Source organism: Streptomyces sp. IBSBF 2435 (genome assembly GCF_036815005.1).
GTDB lineage: Bacteria > Actinomycetota > Actinomycetes > Streptomycetales > Streptomycetaceae > Actinacidiphila.
Genome location: NZ_JAJSYW010000018.1, coordinates 32,732 through 51,825 on the forward strand (window position 1 = coordinate 32,732; position 19,094 = coordinate 51,825).

At 71.9% G+C, this 19,094-nt stretch carries 19 protein-coding genes; 16 read left to right on the plus strand and 3 right to left on the minus strand.

Annotated features, from left to right (window positions below; genetic code table 11):
• Positions 1 to 4 precede the first annotated feature (4 nt).
• Positions 5 to 1,216 (plus strand): signal recognition particle-docking protein FtsY, encoded by a 1,212-nt coding sequence (ftsY, locus tag V7E46_RS05765; protein ID WP_333767386.1) that lies wholly within the window; start codon positions 5 to 7, stop codon positions 1,214 to 1,216.
• 72 nt (positions 1,217 to 1,288) lie between these two features.
• Here ftsY and V7E46_RS05770 read toward each other — a convergent pair whose 3' ends face one another.
• On the minus strand, positions 1,289 to 2,011 hold the full coding sequence (locus V7E46_RS05770; protein WP_333767387.1) for a bifunctional DNA primase/polymerase: 723 nt from the start codon (positions 2,009 to 2,011) through the stop codon (positions 1,289 to 1,291).
• 351 nt (positions 2,012 to 2,362) lie between these two features.
• Between V7E46_RS05770 and nsdA the strand changes: the two genes are divergently transcribed.
• The 6 genes from nsdA (at position 2,363) to V7E46_RS05800 (ending at position 10,406) form a co-directional block, all read left to right on the plus strand.
• Positions 2,363 to 3,820: a transcriptional repressor NsdA gene (gene nsdA / locus V7E46_RS05775; RefSeq protein WP_333767388.1), complete on the plus strand. Its 1,458-nt coding sequence runs from the start codon at positions 2,363 to 2,365 to the stop codon at positions 3,818 to 3,820.
• 233 nt (positions 3,821 to 4,053) lie between these two features.
• Positions 4,054 to 5,385 carry an ammonium transporter gene (locus tag V7E46_RS05780; protein ID WP_333767389.1) on the plus strand — a complete coding sequence of 444 codons (1,332 nt, stop codon included), beginning with the start codon at positions 4,054 to 4,056 and terminating at the stop codon, positions 5,383 to 5,385.
• Positions 5,382 to 5,720 (plus strand): P-II family nitrogen regulator, encoded by a 339-nt coding sequence (locus V7E46_RS05785; RefSeq protein ID WP_033173073.1) that lies wholly within the window; start codon positions 5,382 to 5,384, stop codon positions 5,718 to 5,720. The genes V7E46_RS05780 and V7E46_RS05785 overlap by 4 nt, the downstream gene beginning before the upstream one ends.
• 25 nt (positions 5,721 to 5,745) lie before the next feature.
• Entirely contained in the window at positions 5,746 to 8,175 is a 2,430-nt protein-coding gene (locus V7E46_RS05790; protein ID WP_333767390.1) for a [protein-PII] uridylyltransferase, read from the plus strand.
• A 119-nt stretch (positions 8,176 to 8,294) separates the two neighbouring features.
• The gene (gene ffh / locus V7E46_RS05795; RefSeq protein WP_333767391.1) at positions 8,295 to 9,854 is read left to right on the plus strand and encodes a signal recognition particle protein; all 1,560 of its coding nucleotides are present in this window, start codon (positions 8,295 to 8,297) and stop codon (positions 9,852 to 9,854) included.
• Between the two features lie 36 nt (positions 9,855 to 9,890).
• Positions 9,891 to 10,406: a GNAT family N-acetyltransferase gene (locus tag V7E46_RS05800; RefSeq protein WP_333767392.1), complete on the plus strand. Its 516-nt coding sequence runs from the start codon at positions 9,891 to 9,893 to the stop codon at positions 10,404 to 10,406.
• A 13-nt stretch (positions 10,407 to 10,419) separates the two neighbouring features.
• Here V7E46_RS05800 and V7E46_RS05805 read toward each other — a convergent pair whose 3' ends face one another.
• Entirely contained in the window at positions 10,420 to 10,923 is a 504-nt protein-coding gene (locus V7E46_RS05805; RefSeq protein ID WP_333767393.1) for a DUF402 domain-containing protein, read from the minus strand.
• Between the two features lie 106 nt (positions 10,924 to 11,029).
• Positions 11,030 to 11,842, minus strand: coding sequence for an SAM-dependent methyltransferase (locus tag V7E46_RS05810; protein ID WP_333767394.1), 813 nt, complete (start codon positions 11,840 to 11,842; stop codon positions 11,030 to 11,032).
• Between the two features lie 195 nt (positions 11,843 to 12,037).
• Between V7E46_RS05810 and proS the strand changes: the two genes are divergently transcribed.
• The 9 genes from proS to lepB (V7E46_RS05855) all read left to right on the plus strand — a co-directional run bounded on the left by proS (position 12,038) and on the right by lepB (V7E46_RS05855) (position 19,076).
• A complete protein-coding gene (gene proS / locus V7E46_RS05815; RefSeq protein WP_333767395.1) occupies positions 12,038 to 13,450 on the plus strand; it encodes a proline--tRNA ligase in 1,413 nt (470 codons plus the stop codon).
• A gap of 210 nt (positions 13,451 to 13,660) precedes the next feature.
• Positions 13,661 to 14,251: a hypothetical protein gene (locus V7E46_RS05820; RefSeq protein WP_073500400.1), complete on the plus strand. Its 591-nt coding sequence runs from the start codon at positions 13,661 to 13,663 to the stop codon at positions 14,249 to 14,251.
• 148 nt (positions 14,252 to 14,399) lie between these two features.
• Positions 14,400 to 14,843, plus strand: coding sequence for a 30S ribosomal protein S16 (rpsP, locus tag V7E46_RS05825; RefSeq protein ID WP_251485458.1), 444 nt, complete (start codon positions 14,400 to 14,402; stop codon positions 14,841 to 14,843).
• 2 nt (positions 14,844 to 14,845) lie between these two features.
• Positions 14,846 to 15,085, plus strand: coding sequence for an RNA-binding protein (locus V7E46_RS05830; RefSeq protein ID WP_033173065.1), 240 nt, complete (start codon positions 14,846 to 14,848; stop codon positions 15,083 to 15,085).
• 133 nt (positions 15,086 to 15,218) lie between these two features.
• Complete coding sequence (gene rimM / locus V7E46_RS05835) at positions 15,219 to 15,800, plus strand: ribosome maturation factor RimM (RefSeq protein ID WP_333767396.1); 582 nt, start codon at positions 15,219 to 15,221, stop codon at positions 15,798 to 15,800.
• Between the two features lies 1 nt (position 15,801).
• On the plus strand, positions 15,802 to 16,623 hold the full coding sequence (gene trmD, locus V7E46_RS05840; RefSeq protein WP_329174214.1) for a tRNA (guanosine(37)-N1)-methyltransferase TrmD: 822 nt from the start codon (positions 15,802 to 15,804) through the stop codon (positions 16,621 to 16,623).
• Positions 16,624 to 16,753: 130 nt separating this feature from the next.
• Positions 16,754 to 17,104, plus strand: coding sequence for a 50S ribosomal protein L19 (gene rplS, locus V7E46_RS05845; protein ID WP_329174212.1), 351 nt, complete (start codon positions 16,754 to 16,756; stop codon positions 17,102 to 17,104).
• Between the two features lie 45 nt (positions 17,105 to 17,149).
• Positions 17,150 to 17,869 (plus strand): signal peptidase I, encoded by a 720-nt coding sequence (lepB, locus tag V7E46_RS05850; RefSeq protein ID WP_329174210.1) that lies wholly within the window; start codon positions 17,150 to 17,152, stop codon positions 17,867 to 17,869.
• Entirely contained in the window at positions 17,862 to 19,076 is a 1,215-nt protein-coding gene (gene lepB, locus V7E46_RS05855) for a signal peptidase I (protein WP_443054002.1), read from the plus strand. The genes lepB (V7E46_RS05850) and lepB (V7E46_RS05855) overlap by 8 nt, the downstream gene beginning before the upstream one ends.
• The last annotated feature ends 18 nt before the right edge of the window (positions 19,077 to 19,094 follow it).

Genomic DNA, 19,094 nt, shown 5'->3' on the forward strand with positions numbered 1-19,094 from the left:
GGTTATGGAAATCGTCATCCTTGTCGTAGTCATCGCCCTGGTCGTGATCCTCGCGGCCGGTGGACTGGTGGTGGGCAGCCGCCGTAAGAAGAAGCAGCTGCCGCCGACCGCGCCGCCGAGCACCCCGAAGATCACCGCGCCCCCCGCGGAACCGCACGTCGGGGATGAGGCCGAGGCCCCGCGGGAGGAACCCCGCAGGACCATCGAAGAGGTCCCCCTGCCGGGGGCGACCGCCGCGCCCGAGGCCCTGGAGGAGGTGCAGGTCCCGCCGGCGCCGGTCATCGAGCAGCCCGAGCCGGCCGCCGGACGGCTGATCCGGCTGCGCTCCCGGCTCTCCCGCTCGCAGAACACCCTGGGCAAGGGCCTGCTGACGCTGCTGTCCAGGGAGCGCCTCGACGACGACACCTGGGAGGAGATCGAGGACATCCTCATCACCGCCGACGTCGGCGTCACCCCGACCCAGGAGCTGGTCGAGCGGCTGCGCACCCGGGTGCGGGTGCTCGGTACCAGGACCCCGGCCGAGCTGCGCGCGCTGCTCCGCGAGGAGCTGCTGACCCTGGTCGACCCCGGCCTCGACCGGGTCCTGCGCACCGAGAGCCACGAGGAGTCCCCCGCGGTCGTCCTGGTCGTCGGCGTCAACGGCACCGGCAAGACCACCACCACCGGCAAGCTGGCCCGGGTGCTGGTCGCCGACGGCCGCAGCGTCGTGCTCGGCGCCGCCGACACCTTCCGCGCCGCCGCCGCCGACCAGCTGCAGACCTGGGGCGAGCGGGTCGGCGCGCGTACAGTGCGCGGCCCTGAGGGCGGCGACCCGGCGTCGATCGCCTTCGACGCGGTCAAGGAGGGCATCGCCGAGGGCGCCGACACCGTCCTGATCGACACCGCCGGCCGGCTGCACACCAAGACCGGCCTGATGGACGAGCTGGGCAAGGTCAAGCGGGTGGTCGAGAAGCACGGCCCGGTCGACGAGGTGCTGCTCGTGCTCGACGCCACCACCGGCCAGAACGGCCTGGTCCAGGCACGGGTCTTCGCCGAGGTCGTGGACATCACCGGCATCGTGCTGACCAAGCTCGACGGCACCGCCAAGGGCGGCATCGTGATCGCCGTCCAGCGCGAGCTGGGCGTCCCGGTCAAGCTGGTCGGCCTCGGCGAGGGCGCCGACGACCTGGCACCGTTCGAGCCCGAGGCGTTCGTGGACGCGCTGATCGGCGAGTAGGCCGCCGTCCTGCACGCGTAAGGGGCACCCGCCCAGGCGGGTGCCCCTTACGCGTGCACATGGTGCGCGGCCCTACGCGTACGCCCGGCCGCGGTGGCAGACATAGGCGAGCGTGCCGAGCAGCAGCCTGGCCTCGGGCGGCTGCGGCACGCTGTCCGGCAGCGGTTCGCGCAGCCAGCGCACCGGGCCGAGGCCGCCGAGGTCGGACGGGGGAGCGGTGACGTGGTCGCCGGGGCCCAGGCAGCGCAGATCCAGCTCCGCGTCGTCCCAGCCCATCCGGTAGAGCAGGTGCGGCAGCTCCGCGGCGGCGCCCGGCGCGACGAAGAACTGCGCGCGGCCCGCGGGCGTCACCATGACGGGCCCGAGCGGCAGGCCCATCCGCTCCAGCCGCACCAGCGCCTGCCGGCCCGGCGCCTCGGCGACCTCGATCACGTCGAAGGACCGCCCGGCCGGCAGCAGCACCGCCGCGCCCGGTACCCGCGCCCACGCCTCGGCCGCGCCGGCCGGCGGCGCGCCGGCCGGGATCTCGTCGGCGAAGGGCAGCGGATGCGCCCCCGGCTCCGTGCATCCGGCGTCCCCGCAGGAGCAGGGCCCGCCGGCGCGGGCGACCCGGGCGCCCGGCACGACCGCCCAGCCACAATGCCCGGCGTACTCGCCAACGGTGGCACACACCCCGGCGTGCGTCCGGCGGCGCACGCCGCCGCGCGCTCCGGGCTGCGCCCCCGGCCGGGAGACCTCCCGCGCGCCGGTCCGCTGCTGCCGCGACTCCCGCATGCTGCCGATTGTGAACACCATGACACCTCCAACGGATCGTCGCCGCGATGGTTACGCGCCCGTCCGACCTGGTGCGACGGGCATGTGTCAAGTGAATCGCCTGGAGTCGCAACCGAGTTCATTCGAAGGGGTGGCGAATGGTGGCGTTTCCCCACGCATACTCCCCGGATGAGTAACCGTAGGACTACGTTCAGTTCATGAGTTCATGACTGTGAACCGTCCGCGCCCCTGTGCAGGCCGCAGGCGGCTCCGTGCGGCGCATCGCCACCGGCCCGGACGCCGGCACTTTCGGCAACCGGCGGACAAAACCCGACGGACCCTGGTAATCACTGGGTTGATGGGGTCGAGCGAGACCGGGATGGGGGCTTGGCCGTGGGCGGCACACCAGACAAGCAGCCCAATGTGCAGCTGAACTCGTGGTTCGTGCGCAGCGGCTGGTCCAAGGGCGAACTGGCCCGTCAGGTCAACCGCAGGGCACGGCAGTTGGGCGCGCACCACGTCAGCACCGACACCTCACGGGTGCGCCGCTGGCTCGACGGCGAGCAGCCGCGCGAACCGATACCACGCATCCTGTCCGAGCTGTTCTCGGAGCGCTTCGGCTGTGTCGTCCCCGTCGAGGACCTGGGGCTGCGTTCCGCGCACCAGCCGCCGGCCGGCGGGGAAGTGGACCTGCCCTGGGCGGGACCGCAGACCGTCGAGATGATCAGCGAGTTCTCCCGCAGCGACCTGATGCTGGGCCGCCGCGGCTTCCTCGGCGCCTCCCTGGCACTGTCGGCGGGGCCCGCCCTGGTCGAGCCCATGCAGCGCTGGTTGGCGCCGACCCCGCCGGCCGGCTTCGCGCCGCCCGTGATCCCGGCCCCCCGCGACGGCGGCCGGCCGTCCCGGCTGTCCGAGCAGGAGCTGCAGCTGCTGGAGTCCACCACCGTGATGTTCCGGGAGTGGGACAACCAGTGCGGCGGCGGCCTGCGCCGCAAGGCGGTGGTCGGCCAGCTGCACGAGGTCACCGACCTGCTCCAGGAGTCGCACCCGGAAGGCGTCGCCGGCCGCCTCTACCGCGTCACCGCCGATCTCGCGGCGCTGGCCGGCTGGATGAGCTACGACGTGGGGCTGCAGCCCACCGCCCAGAAGTACCTGGTGCTGGCGCTGCACGCGGCCAAGGAGGCCGGCGACCGCCCGCTCGGCGCCTTCATCCTGTCCTCGATGAGCCGCCAGATGATCCACCTGGACCGCCCCGACGACGCCCTGGAGCTCATCCACCTCGCCCAGTACGGCAGCCGCGACTCCGCCAGCACCACCACCCAGGCCATGCTGCACGCGCTGGAGGCCAGGGCCTACGCCAACATGGGCCAGGTCAACAAGTGCCACCGGGCAGTCCGCGCCGCCGAGGACGCTTTCGCCGAGGCCCGCCCGGCCGAGGACCCGAGCTGGATCAGCTTCTTCAACGAGGCCGAGCTGCACGCGGAGAACGCCCACTCTTACCGCGACCTGGCCTATGTCGCGGGCCGCAGTCCCACCTACGCCTCGCTCGCCCACCCGGTGATGGAGAAGGCCGTCGCGGGCTTCAGCAACGACACCGTCCACCAGCGGGCCTACGCGCTCAACCTGGTCGGCCTCGCCACCGTCCACCTGCTCCAGCGCGAGCCGGAACAGGCCGCGCATTTCACCGAACAGGCCATGACGGTCGCAAAGCGCGTCAGGTCGGAACGCGTCAACACGCGTATCCGCAAAACCACCCGCACCGCGGCCCGCGACTTCGGTGACGTGCCCGCGGTCGGCAGGCTCGCCGACCGGCTCTCGGTGGAACTGCCCGAGGTCGCGGAGACCGCTTAGCGTACCGCCGCGGGGCCGGTACGACGCGACCCCCGACGATCTCTTTCCCCACCCGTATACATCTTTCACCGAACCGGGGGACGGTTCATCTCCACGTAACACACACGACTTCTTCGTCACGGCGGCGAAACACCCTGCGGCATCGGCGGAAACCCGGCTCAGCCAATCTCATGGCGAAAACCGGCCCACCCTGCACCGCCCGCACGGGCCGTTCGGATGACGAGGAGACGCCGATGGCACCAGCCATCTTCACACTGGCCGCAGATGCGCCCAAGCTCGACTCCGGCAATACCGCGTTTCTGCTTCTGAGCTCCGCGCTGGTGATGCTGATGACACCGGGGCTGGCGTTCTTCTACGGCGGTATGGTCCGAGTGAAGAGTGCCCTCAACATGCTGATGATGAGCTTCATCAGCCTGGGGATCATCACACTGCTGTGGACCGGCTACGGATTCAGTTTCGCCTTCGACGGCGATCACGGCGGATTCATCGGCGGCACCAACTGGCTCGGCCTGCGCGACATCGCCCCCGATGACCTGTGGGGGGCCACCGGGACGCCGATATTCGCGTTCGCCGCATTCCAGCTGATGTTCGCGATCATCACTCCCGCACTGATCAGCGGCGCGCTCGCCGACCGCGTCAAGTTCGTCGCCTGGTCGGTCTTCATCGCCCTGTGGGCGACGGTCGTCTACTTCCCCGTGGCCCACTGGGTCTGGGGCGGCGGCTGGCTGATGAAGAAGGGCGTCATCGACTTCGCCGGCGGAACCGCGGTCCACATCAACGCGGGTGCGGCCGCCCTCGGCGTGATCCTGGTGATCGGCAAGCGGGTCGGCTTCAAGCGCGACCCCATGCGCCCGCACAGCATGCCGTGGGTCATGCTCGGCGCCGGTCTGCTGTGGTTCGGCTGGTTCGGCTTCAACGCCGGCTCCGAGATCACCTCCGACGGCGTCGCGTCCACGGTGTTCATCAACACCCAGATCGCCACCGCCGCCGCCATGATCGGCTGGCTGCTCTACGAGCGGGCCAGGCACGGCTCCTTCACCACCCTGGGTGCCGCGTCCGGCGCCGTCGCCGGCCTCGTCGCGATCACCCCGTCCTGCGCCTCGGTCAGCCCGCTGGGCGCCATCGCGGTCGGCGTCATCGCCGGTGTGATCTGCGCCGCGGCGGTCGGCCTGAAGTACCGCTTCAACTACGACGACTCGCTCGACGTGGTCGGCGTGCACATGGTCGGCGGCATCGTCGGCTCGCTGCTCATCGGCCTGCTGGCCACCGGCGGCGTCGGCCAGGACGTCAAGGGCGTGTTCTACGGCGGCGGATGGCACCAGTTCGGCGTCCAGGCCATCGGTGTCTTCTCCGTCCTCGGCTACTCCCTGGTGGTCTCGGCGATCCTCGCGAAGGCCATCGACCTGGTGATGGGCTTCCGGGTCCCCGAGGACATCGAGGTCAGCGGCATCGACCAGGCCGAGCACGCGGAGACCGCGTACGACTTCGCCGGCATCGGCAGCACAGGACACGCGGCGGCACCGGCGGGTGCCGGGACCGCGGCGAGCAAGAAGGTGGACGCGTGAAGCTCATCACCGCGGTCGTGAAGCCACACCGCCTGGACGAGATCAAGGAAGCCCTGCAGGCCTTCGGAGTGCACGGTCTGACCGTCACCGAGGCCAGCGGCTACGGCAGGCAGCGCGGCCACACCGAGGTCTACCGCGGCGCCGAGTACACCGTCGACCTGGTGCCGAAGATACGCATCGAGGTCCTGGTCGAGGACTCCGACGCCGATCAGCTGATCGATGTCGTGGTGAAAGCGGCCAGAACCGGCAAGATCGGAGACGGCAAGGTGTGGAGTCTCCCGGTCGACACGGCTGTGCGGGTCCGCACAGGCGAGCGCGGACCCGACGCGCTCTGATCCCGAACCCAGCGCTGGAGAACGAGTGACCGACAGCGTCGAAGCGCAGGACGACAGTTACGCGGCGGCCCGGCTGCGCCTCCTGACCGAGGAGGCGCGGTCCGGGCCGCCGCGCCGCGCGGCACTGGCCGCGCTCACCGACCGCTGGCTCAGCGGACTCGCCACCTCGGCCGCCGAGGCCGCCGGCACGGGCGGCTGGGCCCTGCTCGCCGTCGGCGGCTACGGCCGCGGCGAGCTGTCCCCGCGCAGCGACCTGGACCTGGTGCTGCTGCACGACTCGGAGAAGACCATCGGCGGGCTCGCCGACCGGCTCTGGTATCCGGTGTGGGACCTCGGCCTGGCCCTGGACCACTCCGTGCGCACCCCCGACGAAGCCCGCAAGGCCGCGGCCGACGACCTCAAGGTCCAGCTCGGCCTGCTCGACGCCCGCCACCTCGCGGGCGACCCCGCGCTCAGCTCCGCCCTGCGCACCGCCGTGCTGGCCGACTGGCGCAACCAGGCGCCCAACCGGCTGCCCGCCCTGCTGGAGCTGTGCCAGGAGCGGGCCGAGCGCCAGGGCGAGCTGTCCTACCTGCTCGAACCCGACCTCAAGGAGGCCCGCGGCGGCCTGCGCGACGCCACCGCGCTCCGTGCCGTGGCCGCCTCCTGGCTGGCCGACGCGCCCCGCGAGGGCCTGGAGGAGGCCCGCACCCGGCTGCTCGACACCCGCGACGCCCTGCACCTGGCCACCGGGCGGGCCACCGACCGGCTCGCCCTCCAGGAACAGGACCAGGTCGCCGCGGCCCTCGGCCTGCTCGACGCCGACACCCTGCTGCGGCAGGTCTACGAGGCCGCCCGGCGGATCTCCTACGCCTCCGACGTCACCTGGCGCGAGGTCGGCCGGGTGCTGCGGGCCCGCGGCTCCCGGCCCCGCCGCCGGCTGCTCGGCCGCAGCAGAAGCGCCCCCACCGGCAGCGCGCCCGAGCGCGTACCGCTGGCCGAGGGCGTCGTGGAGCAGGAGGGCGAGGCGGTGCTCGCGCTCGCCGCGAAACCCGAGCGCGACCCCGTACTGCCGCTGCGGGCCGCCGCTGCCGCCGCCCAGGCGGGTCTGCCGCTGTCGCTGCACGCGGTGCGGAGGCTGGCCGCCGCGGCGCGCCCGCTGCCCGTACCGTGGCCCGCGGAGGCCCGTGAGCAGCTGCTCACGCTGCTGGGCGCCGGGGAGTCCACCGTGCAGGTGTGGGAGGCGCTGGAGGCCGAGGGCCTGATCACCCGGCTGCTGCCGGACTGGGAGCGGGTCCGCTGCCGCCCGCAGCGCAACGCGGTGCACCGCTTCACCGTCGACCGCCACCTGGTGGAGACCGCCGTGCAGGCCGCGGGCCTCACCCGCCGGGTCGGCCGGCCCGACCTGCTGCTGACCGCGGCGCTGCTGCACGACATCGGCAAGGGCTGGCCGGGCGACCACAGCGAGGCGGGCGAGGTCATCGCCCGGGACGTCGCCACCAGGATCGGCTTCTCCACCGAGGACGCCGACACCCTGGCGCTGCTCGTACGCCACCACCTGCTGCTCATCGACACCGCCACCCGGCGCGACCTGGACGACCCGGAGACCGTACGCGCGGTCGCCGGCACCGTACGGGACACCTCGACGCTGGAACTGCTGGCCGCGCTCACCGAGGCCGACGCCCTGGCCACGGGTCCCGCGGCCTGGAGCACCTGGCGGGCCTCGCTGCTGGCCGAACTCGTCGGGCGGGTCGCGGGGGCGCTGGACACCGGCGCCCTGCCCGAGGCGGCGGAGCGCGACTCCACCGCGGAGGAGGAACGCCTCGCCATCGAGGCCGCCCGCACCCGCGGCCCGGTGCTGGCGCTGCACGCCCACGCCGAACCCGACGGCGAGGGCGACGCCCTGGACGAGGCGCTGGGCGTGGAACTGCTGCTCGCCGTCCCCGACCGGCCCGCGCTGCTCGCCCAGGCCGCCGGTGTCCTGGCGCTGCACCGGCTCGCGGTCAGGGCCGCCGACCTGCGGGCCGTCGACCCGATCGGCGAGGGCCCGGTCGCCCTGCTCAGCTGGCGGGTCTCGGCGGAATACGGCGCCCTGCCCGAGGCCGCCAGGCTGCGGGCCGACCTGGCGCGGGCCTTCGAGGGCACCCTCGACATCGAGGCCAGGCTCGCGGAGCGGGAGGCGGCCTATCCGCGGCGGCGCGGCATCACCCCGCCGCCGCCCCGGGTGACGGTCGCCCCCGGCCACACCTCGCAGACGGCCACGGTGATAGAGGTCCGCGCCCATGACGCGCCGGGGCTGCTGCACCGGATCGGGCTGGCCCTGACCGCGACCGGCGTCACCGTACGCTCGGCGCGTATCTCCACCCTGGGCGCCAACGCGGTCGACGCCTTCTACGTCGTCGGCAAGGACGGCAGGGCGCTGTCCCCGTCGCGGGCGGCGGAAGTGGCCCGCCAGGTGGAGGCGGCGCTGCGCTAGTTCCGACAGTGAGCCGTCCTCGCCCGCCGAATCCGGTGGGCGAGGACGTTTCGCCGTCCGAGCCGGATACTCTGGAAAGCGATTGTGTCCGCCCCCCGACCCGAGGATCTGCAGCCACCGTGTTCGATACGCTCTCAGACCGCCTTGCAGCCACCTTCAAAAGCCTCCGGGGCAAAGGCCGTCTGTCCGAGGCGGACATCGACGCCACCGCGCGCGAGATCCGGATCGCCCTGCTGGAGGCCGACGTCGCCCTGCCCGCGGTGCGGGCCTTCATCGCGAACGTCAAGCAGCGCGCCGCCGGCGCCGAGGTCTCGCAGGCGCTGAATCCCGCGCAGCAGGTCATCAAGATCGTCAACGACGAGCTGATCACCATCCTCGGCGGCGAGACCCGCCGGCTGCGCTTCGCCAAGCAGCCGCCGACCGTGATCATGCTGGCCGGCCTCCAGGGCGCGGGCAAGACCACCCTGGCGGGCAAGCTCGGCAAGTGGCTCCAGGGCCAGGGCCACACCCCGCTGCTGGTCGCCTGCGACCTCCAGCGGCCGAACGCCGTCAACCAGCTCAGCGTCGTCGCCGAGCGGGCGGGCGTCGCGGTCTACGCGCCCGAGCCCGGCAACGGCGTCGGCGACCCGGTCAAGGTCGCCAAGGACTCCATCGACTTCGCCACGTCCCGGCAGTACGACATCGTGATCGTCGACACCGCGGGCCGCCTCGGCGTCGACCAGGAGCTGATGCGGCAGGCCGCGGACATCCGCGACGCCACCCGCCCCGACGAGATCCTCTTCGTGGTCGACGCGATGATCGGCCAGGACGCGGTCAACACCGCGGAGGCCTTCCGCGACGGCGTCGGCTTCGACGGCGTGGTGCTCTCCAAGCTCGACGGCGACGCCCGCGGCGGCGCGGCCCTGTCGATCGCGCATGTCACCGGCAAGCAGATCATGTTCGCGTCGAACGGCGAGAAGCTGGACGACTTCGACGCGTTCCACCCGGACCGGATGGCGTCCCGCATCCTGGGCATGGGCGACATGCTGTCGCTGATCGAGAAGGCCGAGCAGACCTTCAGCCAGGCCGAGGCCGAGAAGATGGCGGCCAAGCTGGCGAAGGGCCCCAAGGAATTCACGCTGGACGACTTCCTGGCCCAGATGGAGCAGGTCCGCAAGATGGGCTCGATCTCCAAGCTGCTCGGGATGCTGCCGGGCATGGGCCAGATCAAGGACCAGATCAACAACCTCGACGAGAAGGACGTGGACCGCACCGCGGCGATCATCAAGTCGATGACGCCGGGCGAGCGCGCCGACCCGCACCTGATCAACGGCTCCCGCAGGGCGCGTATCGCCAAGGGCTCCGGCGTCGAGGTCAGCGCGGTCAAGAGCCTGGTGGAGCGGTTCTTCGAGGCGCGCAAGATGATGTCGCGGATGGCCCAGGGCGGCGGCATGCCGGGGATGCCCGGGATGCCGGGCATGGGCGGCGGCGCCGGCCGGCAGAAGAAGCAGCAGAAGCAGGCCAAGGGCAAGCGCCAGTCGGGCAACCCGATGAAGCGCAAGGCGGACGCCGCCGCGGCTGCGGCCCGCCGCGAGGAGCAGCAGGTCCAGGGCGACGGGCAGGGCGGCAGCCCGTTCGGCCTGCCGTCCGGTGGCCAGGAGTTCGAGCTGCCCGACGAGTTCAAGAAGTTCATGGGCTGAGGCGGACGCCCCGGCGTGTCGCGGGATGATGGGTCCATGCGCGTATCGATCAGAGAACCCAGGTCCACGGACGCCGAGGCCCACCACGACGCGGTCATGCGGTCGGTGGAGCACCTTTCGCCGTGGAATCCGGTGGAGCCCGACGTCCTGCCCGAACTGCTGCGGCGGCAGGGCGCCGGGCTGCGGACCTTCCTGATCATCAACGACGAGGACGGCGGCCTCGTCGGCAAGTGCAACGTCGCCAACATCGTGCTGGCCCGCTTCCGCAACGGCGCGCTCGGCTACGACAGCTATGTGCCGTACAACGGCACCGGGCGGATGACCGAGGGCCTGCGGCTGGTGGTGGACCGCTGCTTCGCCGCCGAGCCGCGCGGCCTCGGGCTGCACCGGCTGGAGATCAGCGTCCAGCCGGACAACCTCCGCTCGGTCGCGATGGCCAAGCGGCTCGGCTTCCGGCACGAGGGCTTCTCCCCGCGCATGCTCTACATCAACGACGCCTGGCGCGACCACGAGCGCTTCGCCATGACCGCGGAGGAGTGGCCGGGAGTGTAGGCAGCGCCCCGCGTCAGTCCAGCAGCGGCGCCAGGCCGCCGTCGCGGCGGGCCAGCGCCTCCAGCTCGTCCAGCGCGCTCACCGCCCGCCCGGCCGCCTCCGGGTCGCGCTGCGCCAGACCGCTGTCGGCGAACTCGTCCTCGTCCAGCCGCAGCACCGCGCTGCCGTCGGCCGACACCCACAGGTCCAGGTCCAGGTCCTCCGAGGTCAGCACACCGCCCGTGACCAGCACCGGGCGGGTGATGTCGCAGTACCAGCCCTTGCGCACACCGCGGGCATCGCACACCTCCTTGACGGCATACCACCGGTCGCGCCAGTAGCGCTCGGTGAAGACGTCGCCGGGCTCGAAGCGTACGAAGCCGAAGTCGCGGACATGCGGCAGCGACCAGGGCGCGGCCACGGTCACGCGGACGCCGTCGTCGGCGACCACGGTGGCGGGGTAGCTGACCTTCTCGCGGCCGGCCTTGACCAGGCGTACGGACGCCGGGGCGCCGGGCGGCAGGGGGGTGGTGGGCATGCCCTCACCCTCGCGGATGCCGCGCCCGGCGGCCACCGGGTTTCCGTACCGTCAGGTCTCCTTCCGCCGGGTTTCCGTACCGTCCGGGCCGCCCTGCCGCCGCGGGTCAGACGCGGGCGACCAGATAGCGGAAGACGTTCTCCATCCGGACCGTGCCGTCGGGGCGCTGGTGGGGGTGCAGGGCCTCGGTGATCTCCTTCTCCACCTGATGCTGGTCGGTGGCGGCCACCGCCGGGTCGAACAGTCCGGTCGACAGCAGGCCGCGTACGGCGCTCGCCCGGTCCTGGTAGCCGAACGGACAGGACACCCGCCCCGAGCCGTCCGGCCGCAGCCCGGCGCCCGAGGCCAGGTCCTCCAGGTCGTCCCTGCCGCTGAGCCGGGGCGCCGGCACGGCGGGGCCGCGTGGCTCCGCGAGCCGCGCGGCGACGCGCAGCACCCGGGAGGCCGAGCAGCGCTCCGGCGGCCCCCAGCCGGCGAGCACCACCGCGCTGCCCGGACGGGCCGCGTCGGCGATCGCGGCCAGCGCGGGCCGCAGCTCGCCGGCGGGGGCGGACGGCTCGAAAGCCGTGACGACGCTGTAGCCGCCGTCGCGTATGTCCGCGGCGTCCGGTGCGCCGGGGCGCAGCCCGGCCGCCGGCGCAATATGCGGTGGTGCGGCGAGTCTTTCCGCGGCCAGCCGCAGCCGGGCGCGGTCGGCGTCGTAACCGGTGACGGCCGCGCCCCTTGCCGCGGCGAGCAGCAGGGCAAGGCCCGAGCCGCAGTTGAGGGCCAGTAACCGGGTGCCGGGGCCGACGTCGAGCCGGTCGTGGACGGTGTCGTAGAGCGGTACGAGCATGCGTTCCTGGATCTCGGCCCAGTCCCGTGCCCGGGCCCGGTGCGCCGTCGCCGGCCTGCATCCGCGATAGAGGGTAGGTGCCATCGAAGCCCCAATCAGCCACGCTTCGCGATGTGCCCCCGTGGGTATGTGCGCCGCATTCGTCCCCGACAGCCAGACAACTGCTCTTTGCCCGCGCCGTCCAGGGGCCGGGGGAGCCGTTTTTCGCACGTTCCGCCGCCCGTCCCCGGGACGTAATCGATTCACACCCGGGCGGCCCCGGCACGTACCATCGCCTGCATGGCAAAGGCTCCCGTTCTCACCCCCCAGGCGGACGACTTCCCGCGCTGGTACCAGGACCTGATCAACAAGGCCGAACTGGCCGACAACGGACCGGTCCGCGGCACCATGGTCATCAGGCCGTACGGCTACGGCCTGTGGGAGCGGATGCAGCAGGACATGGATCTGCGGATCAAGGAAGCGGGCGCGCAGAACGCGTATTTCCCGCTCTTCATCCCGCAGTCCTACCTGACCCGGGAGGCCGAGCACGTCGAGGGCTTCGCGCCAGAACTGGCCGTGGTCACGCACGCGGGCGGCAAGGAGCTGGAAGAGCCGATCGTGGTGCGGCCCACCTCCGAGACGATCATCAACGAGTATTTCTCCAAGTGGGTGCAGAGCTACCGCGACCTGCCGCTGCTGATCAACCAGTGGGCGAACGTGGTCCGGTGGGAGCTGCGCCCGCGGCTCTTCCTGCGCACCACCGAATTCCTCTGGCAGGAGGGCCACACCGCCCACGCCACGTACGAGGACGCGCGGGACTACGCCTCGCGGATCCAGCGCGAGGTCTACGCCGACTTCATGACCAATGTGCTGGCGATGGACGTGGTGCTGGGCCGCAAGACCGCCAAGGAGCGCTTCGCCGGGGCGATCAACACCCTGACGCTCGAAGGCATGATGGGCGACGGCAAGGCGCTCCAGCTGGGCACCAGCCATGAGCTGGGCCAGAATTTCGCGAAGGCCTTCCACACCCAGTACCTGTCCAAGGACGGCGCGCAGGAGCACGTCTGGCAGACCTCCTGGGGCAGCACCACCCGCATGATCGGCGCGCTGGTGATGATGCACGGCGACGACAACGGGCTGCGGGTGCCCCCGCGGCTGGCCCATGTGCAGGTCGTGGTGCTGGCGATCAAGGGCGACGACGAGGTCGTGGCCAAGGTGCGGGAGATCGGCGACCGGCTCAAGGCCGCGGGGCTGCGGGTCGTGGTCGACGACCGTACGGACACGCCGTTCGGGCGCCGCGCGGTCGACTGGGAGCTCAAGGGCGTGCCGGTGCGGGTCGAGATCGGCCCGCGCGACCTGGAGGCCGGCACCGCGATGCTGGCCCGGCGCATTCCCGGGGGCAAGTCGCCGGTCGCGCTGGACAGCCTCGCAGCGCTGCTGCCCGCGGTGCTGGAGGAGGACCAGGCGCAGCTGCTGCGCGAGTCCCGCGAACGCCGGGAATCCCGCACCGTGGACGTCGCGACCCTGGAGGAGGCGGCCGAGGCCGCGGCCACCGGCTGGGCCCGCATCCCGTGGGCCGACCTCGGCCCCGAGGGCGAGGCGAAGCTCGCCGAGCAGGGCGTTTCCGTGCGCTGCCTGGTCGGCAAGGACGGCGGGGTGCCGGACGCGGACGACGCTCCTGGCACGCTCGCGATCGTCGCGCGGGCGTACTAGCGTCCGCTGACCGAAAACCGCTGTACGTAATACGAGGTTCGTCCGTCGATGGGGCGGGTGCGCGGGTTCTCCACTGTCCTCCGCACCCGCCCTGCGTCGTGCCCATCCAGACGCATCCACGGCGCATCATCCAGAACTGACCGATCAGTGCAAATTAATTGGGCTGGCCCGGAATCGGAACACCGGGAGCGCCCGGCTCGTTGTCACGGCGTGAGCACGACACCACCTGTTCTCGCCGCCGAGCTGGCAGTCGCATGGGCCGATATTCAACGGCACCACCCCGAGCTGCCCGATCTGGCCGCCCCCGAGTCCCTGATCGGAGAGTCGTCGTCCGCCTGCGGAAACGCGCTCTCCTTCGAAAGGCTTCTGCACGAGGCCGTGCACGGGATCGCCGCAGCCCGCGGCATCCGTGACACCTCGCGCGCCGGCCGCTACCACAACCGCCGTTTCCTGGCCATTGCCGACGAGATGGGCCTCGACCATGCCGAGGAGCCGCATCCGAGCAGCGGATTCTCGCTCGTGGTGATGCGCCCGGACACCCGGAAGCGATATCGGGTGACCATCGACCGGCTGCAGCGCGCCCTCAAGGCGCACACCGTGGCCACCACCGCGGACACCGCTAGCTCCTTCCGCGGGCCCGCCGCACGGCACGGCTCGTCGGGCGGCGGTGTGCGGGTCAAGGCGGTCTGCGACTGCGGGCGCAATGTGCGCGTCGTGCCGTCCGTGCTGGCCCAGGCTCCGATCATGTGCGGCGCCTGCGGGCAGCCGTTCCGAATCCCGGAGGTCGTGGGCGCCGCCTGAGTGTGGCAGAATGTCCAGCTGAGAACTCGACAGCCGTGCAGGAACCCTCTCTCCTTCGGCTGACGCGTCCATCGGGCGCACGACTCCCACAACCCCACGTGGAAGTCCGCTGTGCCCAAACACGTCAACACCAGGAGAACCCACTCCCGTGGCAGTCAAGATCAAGCTGAAGCGTCTGGGCAAGATCCGTTCGCCTCACTACCGCATCGTCGTCGCCGACTCCCGTACCCGCCGTGACGGCCGGGCCATCGAGGAGATCGGCCTGTACCACCCGGTGCAGAACCCGTCGCGCATCGAGGTCGACTCGGACCGCGCCCAGTACTGGCTCTCCGTCGGCGCCCAGCCGACCGAGCCGGTGCTCGCCATCCTCAAGCTCACCGGTGACTGGCAGAAGTACAAGGGCCTTGAGGCCCCTGCGCCGCTGCTCGTCGCCGAGCCGAAGGCCGACAAGCGCGTCCTGTTCGAGGCCGCAGCCAAGGACAGCGCCGACGAGCCCAAGGGTGAGGCGATCACCCCGAAGGCGAAGAAGGCCGACAAGAAGGCCGACGACACCGCCGAGGCTCCGGCCGCGGCCGAGTCCACCGAGGCCTGAGCGTGCTTGAGGAGGCTCTTGAGCACCTCGTGAAGGGCATCGTCGACAATCCCGACGATGTGCAGGTGGACATGCGCACACTGCGCCGTGGCAGCGTGCTGGAGGTCCGGGTGCATCCCGACGACCTCGGCAAGGTGATCGGCCGCAACGGCCGTACCGCCCGCGCGCTGCGTACGGTGGTGGGCGCGCTCGGCGGCCGCGGTATCCGCGTCGACCTGGTCGACGTCGACCAGGTGCGCTGAGCACCGGCCGTACCGCAGAGAACACCGGCTCGGGCCGGGGGTGGCGATGCCGCCCCCGGCCCGAGCCGTATGACGTACGCCGCAGACCCGGATGACGTACGAACCGCATGACGTACGAGAGGTGAAGCGCTCCATGCAGCTGGTAGTGGGCAGGATCGGCCGCGCCCATGGCATCAAGGGCGAGGTGAGCATCGAGGTGCGCACCGACGAGCCGGAACTGCGGCTCGCGCCGGGCGCCGTCCTGGCCACGGACCCGGCCGCCACCGGGCCGCTGACCATTGCCACGGGCCGGGTGCACAGCGGGCGCCTCATGCTGCGCTTCGAGGGCGTCAGCGACCGCACCGGTGCCGAGGCGCTGCGCAATACGCTGCTGATCGCCGAGGTGGACCCGGCGGAGACTCCCGAGGACCCCGAGGAGTTCTACGACCATCAGCTGATCGACCTGGACGTGGTCACCGTCGACGGCCGCGAGATCGGCCGGATCGCCGAGATCAGCCACCTGCCGTACCAGGACCTGCTGGTCGTCAGGCGGCCGGACGAGACCGAGGTGCTGATCCCCTTCGTCGCCGAATTCGTGCCCGAGATCGACCTGGAGGAGCAGCGCGCGGTGATCGACCCGCCGCCGGGGCTGCTGGACGAGCCGGCTCCCGACGATGAGCCGGCTCCCGAAGACGACGCGGCGCAAGCCGCCGGCGGCACGGTGGACGGCGACTGAGATGCGGATCGACGTCGTCACGATCTTCCCCGACTATCTGGAGCCGCTGAAGGTCTCGCTGGTCGGCAAGGCCCGCGCGGCGGGCCGGCTGGACGTCCAGGTGCACGACCTGCGCGACTGGGCCCACGACCGGCACAACACCGTCGACGACACCCCGTACGGCGGCGGCCCCGGCATGGTCATGATGACCGGGCCGTGGGGCGAGGCGCTGGACGACACCATGGCCGCGGGCTACGAGGCGGGCGCGTCCCGCCCCGCGCTGGTCGTGCCCACCCCGAGCGGGCGGCCCTTCACCCAGGAGCTCGCCGCGGAATTGGCCGCGCACCCCTGGCTGATCTTCGCGCCCGCCCGCTACGAGGGCATCGACACCCGGGTCACCGCCGAATACCGCACCAGGATGCCGGTCCACGAGATCTCCATCGGCGACTACGTCCTGGCGGGCGGCGAGGCGGCCGTCCTGGTCATCACGGAGGCGGTGGCGCGGCTGCTGCCCGGGGTCCTCGGCAATGCGCAGTCGCACCGCGACGACTCCTTCGCGCCGGGCGCGATGGCAAACCTGCTGGAGGGCCCGGTCTTCACCAAGCCCCCGCAGTGGCGCGGCCGGGGCATCCCCGAGGTGCTGCTCAGCGGCCACCACGGCAGGATCGCCCGCTGGCGGCGCGACGAGGCCCTGCGGCGTACGGTCGCCAACCGGCCCGACCTGGTGCGGCGTTGCGACCCGTCCGTCTTCGACCGGCGCGACCGGGAGATGCTGAGCATCCTCGGCTGGCAGCCGGGCCCGGACGGACGATTTGGGCCGAGCCCCTACGCCGTGGAAGAATGAGCGGCTGCTGCCCGTCCGGTGCGCGCCCCTGCCACAGGGGGAACGACGCCCGCCGGGAGCGGCGGCGAACCCCATGACGAGACACCATGTTCCGTCGATGACCTGTGGCATCGGCGAGGAAGCAGACACCATGACCAATCTGATCGAGGGCCTCAACAGCGCCTCGCTGCGCACCGACATCCCGGCCTTCCGCCCCGGCGACACCGTCAACGTCCACGTGCGCGTCATCGAGGGCACCCGCTCCCGTGTGCAGCAGTTCAAGGGCGTCGTCATCCGCCGCCAGGGCGCGGGCATCAGCGAGACCTTCACGGTCCGCAAGGTCAGCTTCTCGGTCGGTGTCGAGCGCACCTTCCCGGTGCACACCCCGATCGTCGAGAAGATCGAGGTCGTCACCCGCGGCGACGTCCGCCGCGCGAAGCTGTACTACCTCCGTGAGCTGCGCGGCAAGGCCGCGAAGATCAAGGAGAAGCGCGACAACTGAGCGCCTGGCGCGATCCCCGGAGCGGCCGGATAAGCTCTGGCCTCGATGGACAGCGAAGCAGTATCGCCGGAACGCGACCGTTCCTCTCCCGCCGATGAGGCGGAGCCGGAGGAGCGGTCGCGTTCCGTTGTGCTGCGCGAGCGGTTGACGCGGTCGGCGCCCCTGTGGTGGGCCGAGTGGCGGCGTACGATCCTGGTCGCGCTCGCCGGTGTGGCCGCGCTGCTGCTGGTCAGTACCTTCGTGGTGCAGCCCTTCCAGGTGCCCAGCGGCTCGATGGAGGGCACGCTGCGGATCGGGGACCGGGTGCTGGTGGACAAGCTGGCGTACCGCTTCGGCGGTGCTCCGCGGCGGGGGGACGTGATCGTGTTCGACGGCGACGGCTCGTTCACGCAGCAGCGCGGCACGGACTTCGTGAAGCGGGTGATCGGCGTCGGCGGCGACCGGGTCACCTGCTGCGACGCCCGGGGGCGGCTGATGGTCAACGGCCACCCGCTGGACGAGACCTACCTTTATCCCGGGGACACGCCGTCCCGGGTACCGTTCGACATCGTGGTGCAGGACGGAAGACTGTGGGTGATGGGCGACCATCGCGACGACTCGCGCGACTCGCGCGACCACCTCGGCGATCCCGGCGGCGGCACCGTCCCGGTCGGCCGGGTGATCGGCCGCGCCGACTGGATCGGCTGGCCGGTCGGCCACTGGACCCGGCTGCGCCGCCCCGCGACCTTCGCCGCCGTTCCCGCCCCGGCCGGCCCGCATGGGTAACCGCGGCAGGGCGCAGCGCCCGGCGGACCACGGCGAGCCCCAGGACCTCGGTCCCGCCGGCGAACCGGTGGACGGTGCGGGCAGTGGCGTGGGCAGTGGCGTTGGCGGCGCCGCCGACGGCCCGGGCGACCTCGCCCCCGAGACGCCCCGGCTGCCAGGCAACACCAGGATCGAGAGGCGCAGGCTGGCCCGCAAGGTCCGCCGCAAGCGGCGGCGGTCGCTGGCCAGGGAAGTGCCGCTGCTGGTCATGGTGGCGCTGCTGATCGCGCTGGTGCTCAAGACCTTCCTGCTCCAGGCGTTCGTGATCCCGTCCGGATCGATGGAGCAGACCATCAAGATCGGCGACCGGGTGCTGGTGGACAAGCTCACCCCGTGGTTCGGCGCCGAACCGCACCGTGGTGACGTGGTCGTCTTCAAGGACCCGGGCGGCTGGCTGAAGGGCGAGCCCGCGCCCGCGCCCGACCCGGTGGTCGTCAAGCAGGTGAAGCAGTTCTTCACCTTCATCGGGCTGCTGCCCGCCACCGGTGAGCAGGACCTGATCAAGCGGGTGATCGGGGTCGGCGGCGACACCGTGCAGTGCTGCGACGCCCAGGGCCGGCTGCTCGTCAACGGGAAGCCGCTGGACGAGCCCTATCTGTTCCCGGGCAATCCACCCTCAATGATGAAATTCCTCGTCCATGTACCGCCGGGACGGCTGTGGGTCATGGGCGATCACCGCTCGGACTCGGCCGACTCGCGGTATCACACCGACCAGCCGGGCACCGGCACCATCCCGGAGAGTCTGGTGGTCGGACGGGCTTTCGTGATCGGCTGGCCGATCGGTCACTGGCAGCGGCTCAGGGAACCCGCGGCCTTCGACACGGTGCCGGCACCGGAGTCGGCCGCGGCGGGGGCCACAGGTGAGCCCACTAAGGTGGGCTCGGCCAACAACAGTCAAAGGACGAACCGGCTACCGACTCCTGCGGAACTCCCGCTCGTTATGGGAGTGGCGGGCCTGCGCCGGATGCGGCGCGGGCGGCGGTCTGGAGTGAGGAGTGGATGTGGGGGACCTGGTGGTCGGCGCACGGTCTGGACCCGGCGAGCCCGAGAAGCGGGATGCCGAGGTGCCCCCGGCCGACGAATCGGCGGCAGACGCCGCGGTCCCCGGACAGCCCGCGCCCGGGCCGTCGCACGACGGTGGAGCGGGCGGGACACCGGCGGAAGGTGACCCGGCGGCCGGCGGCGG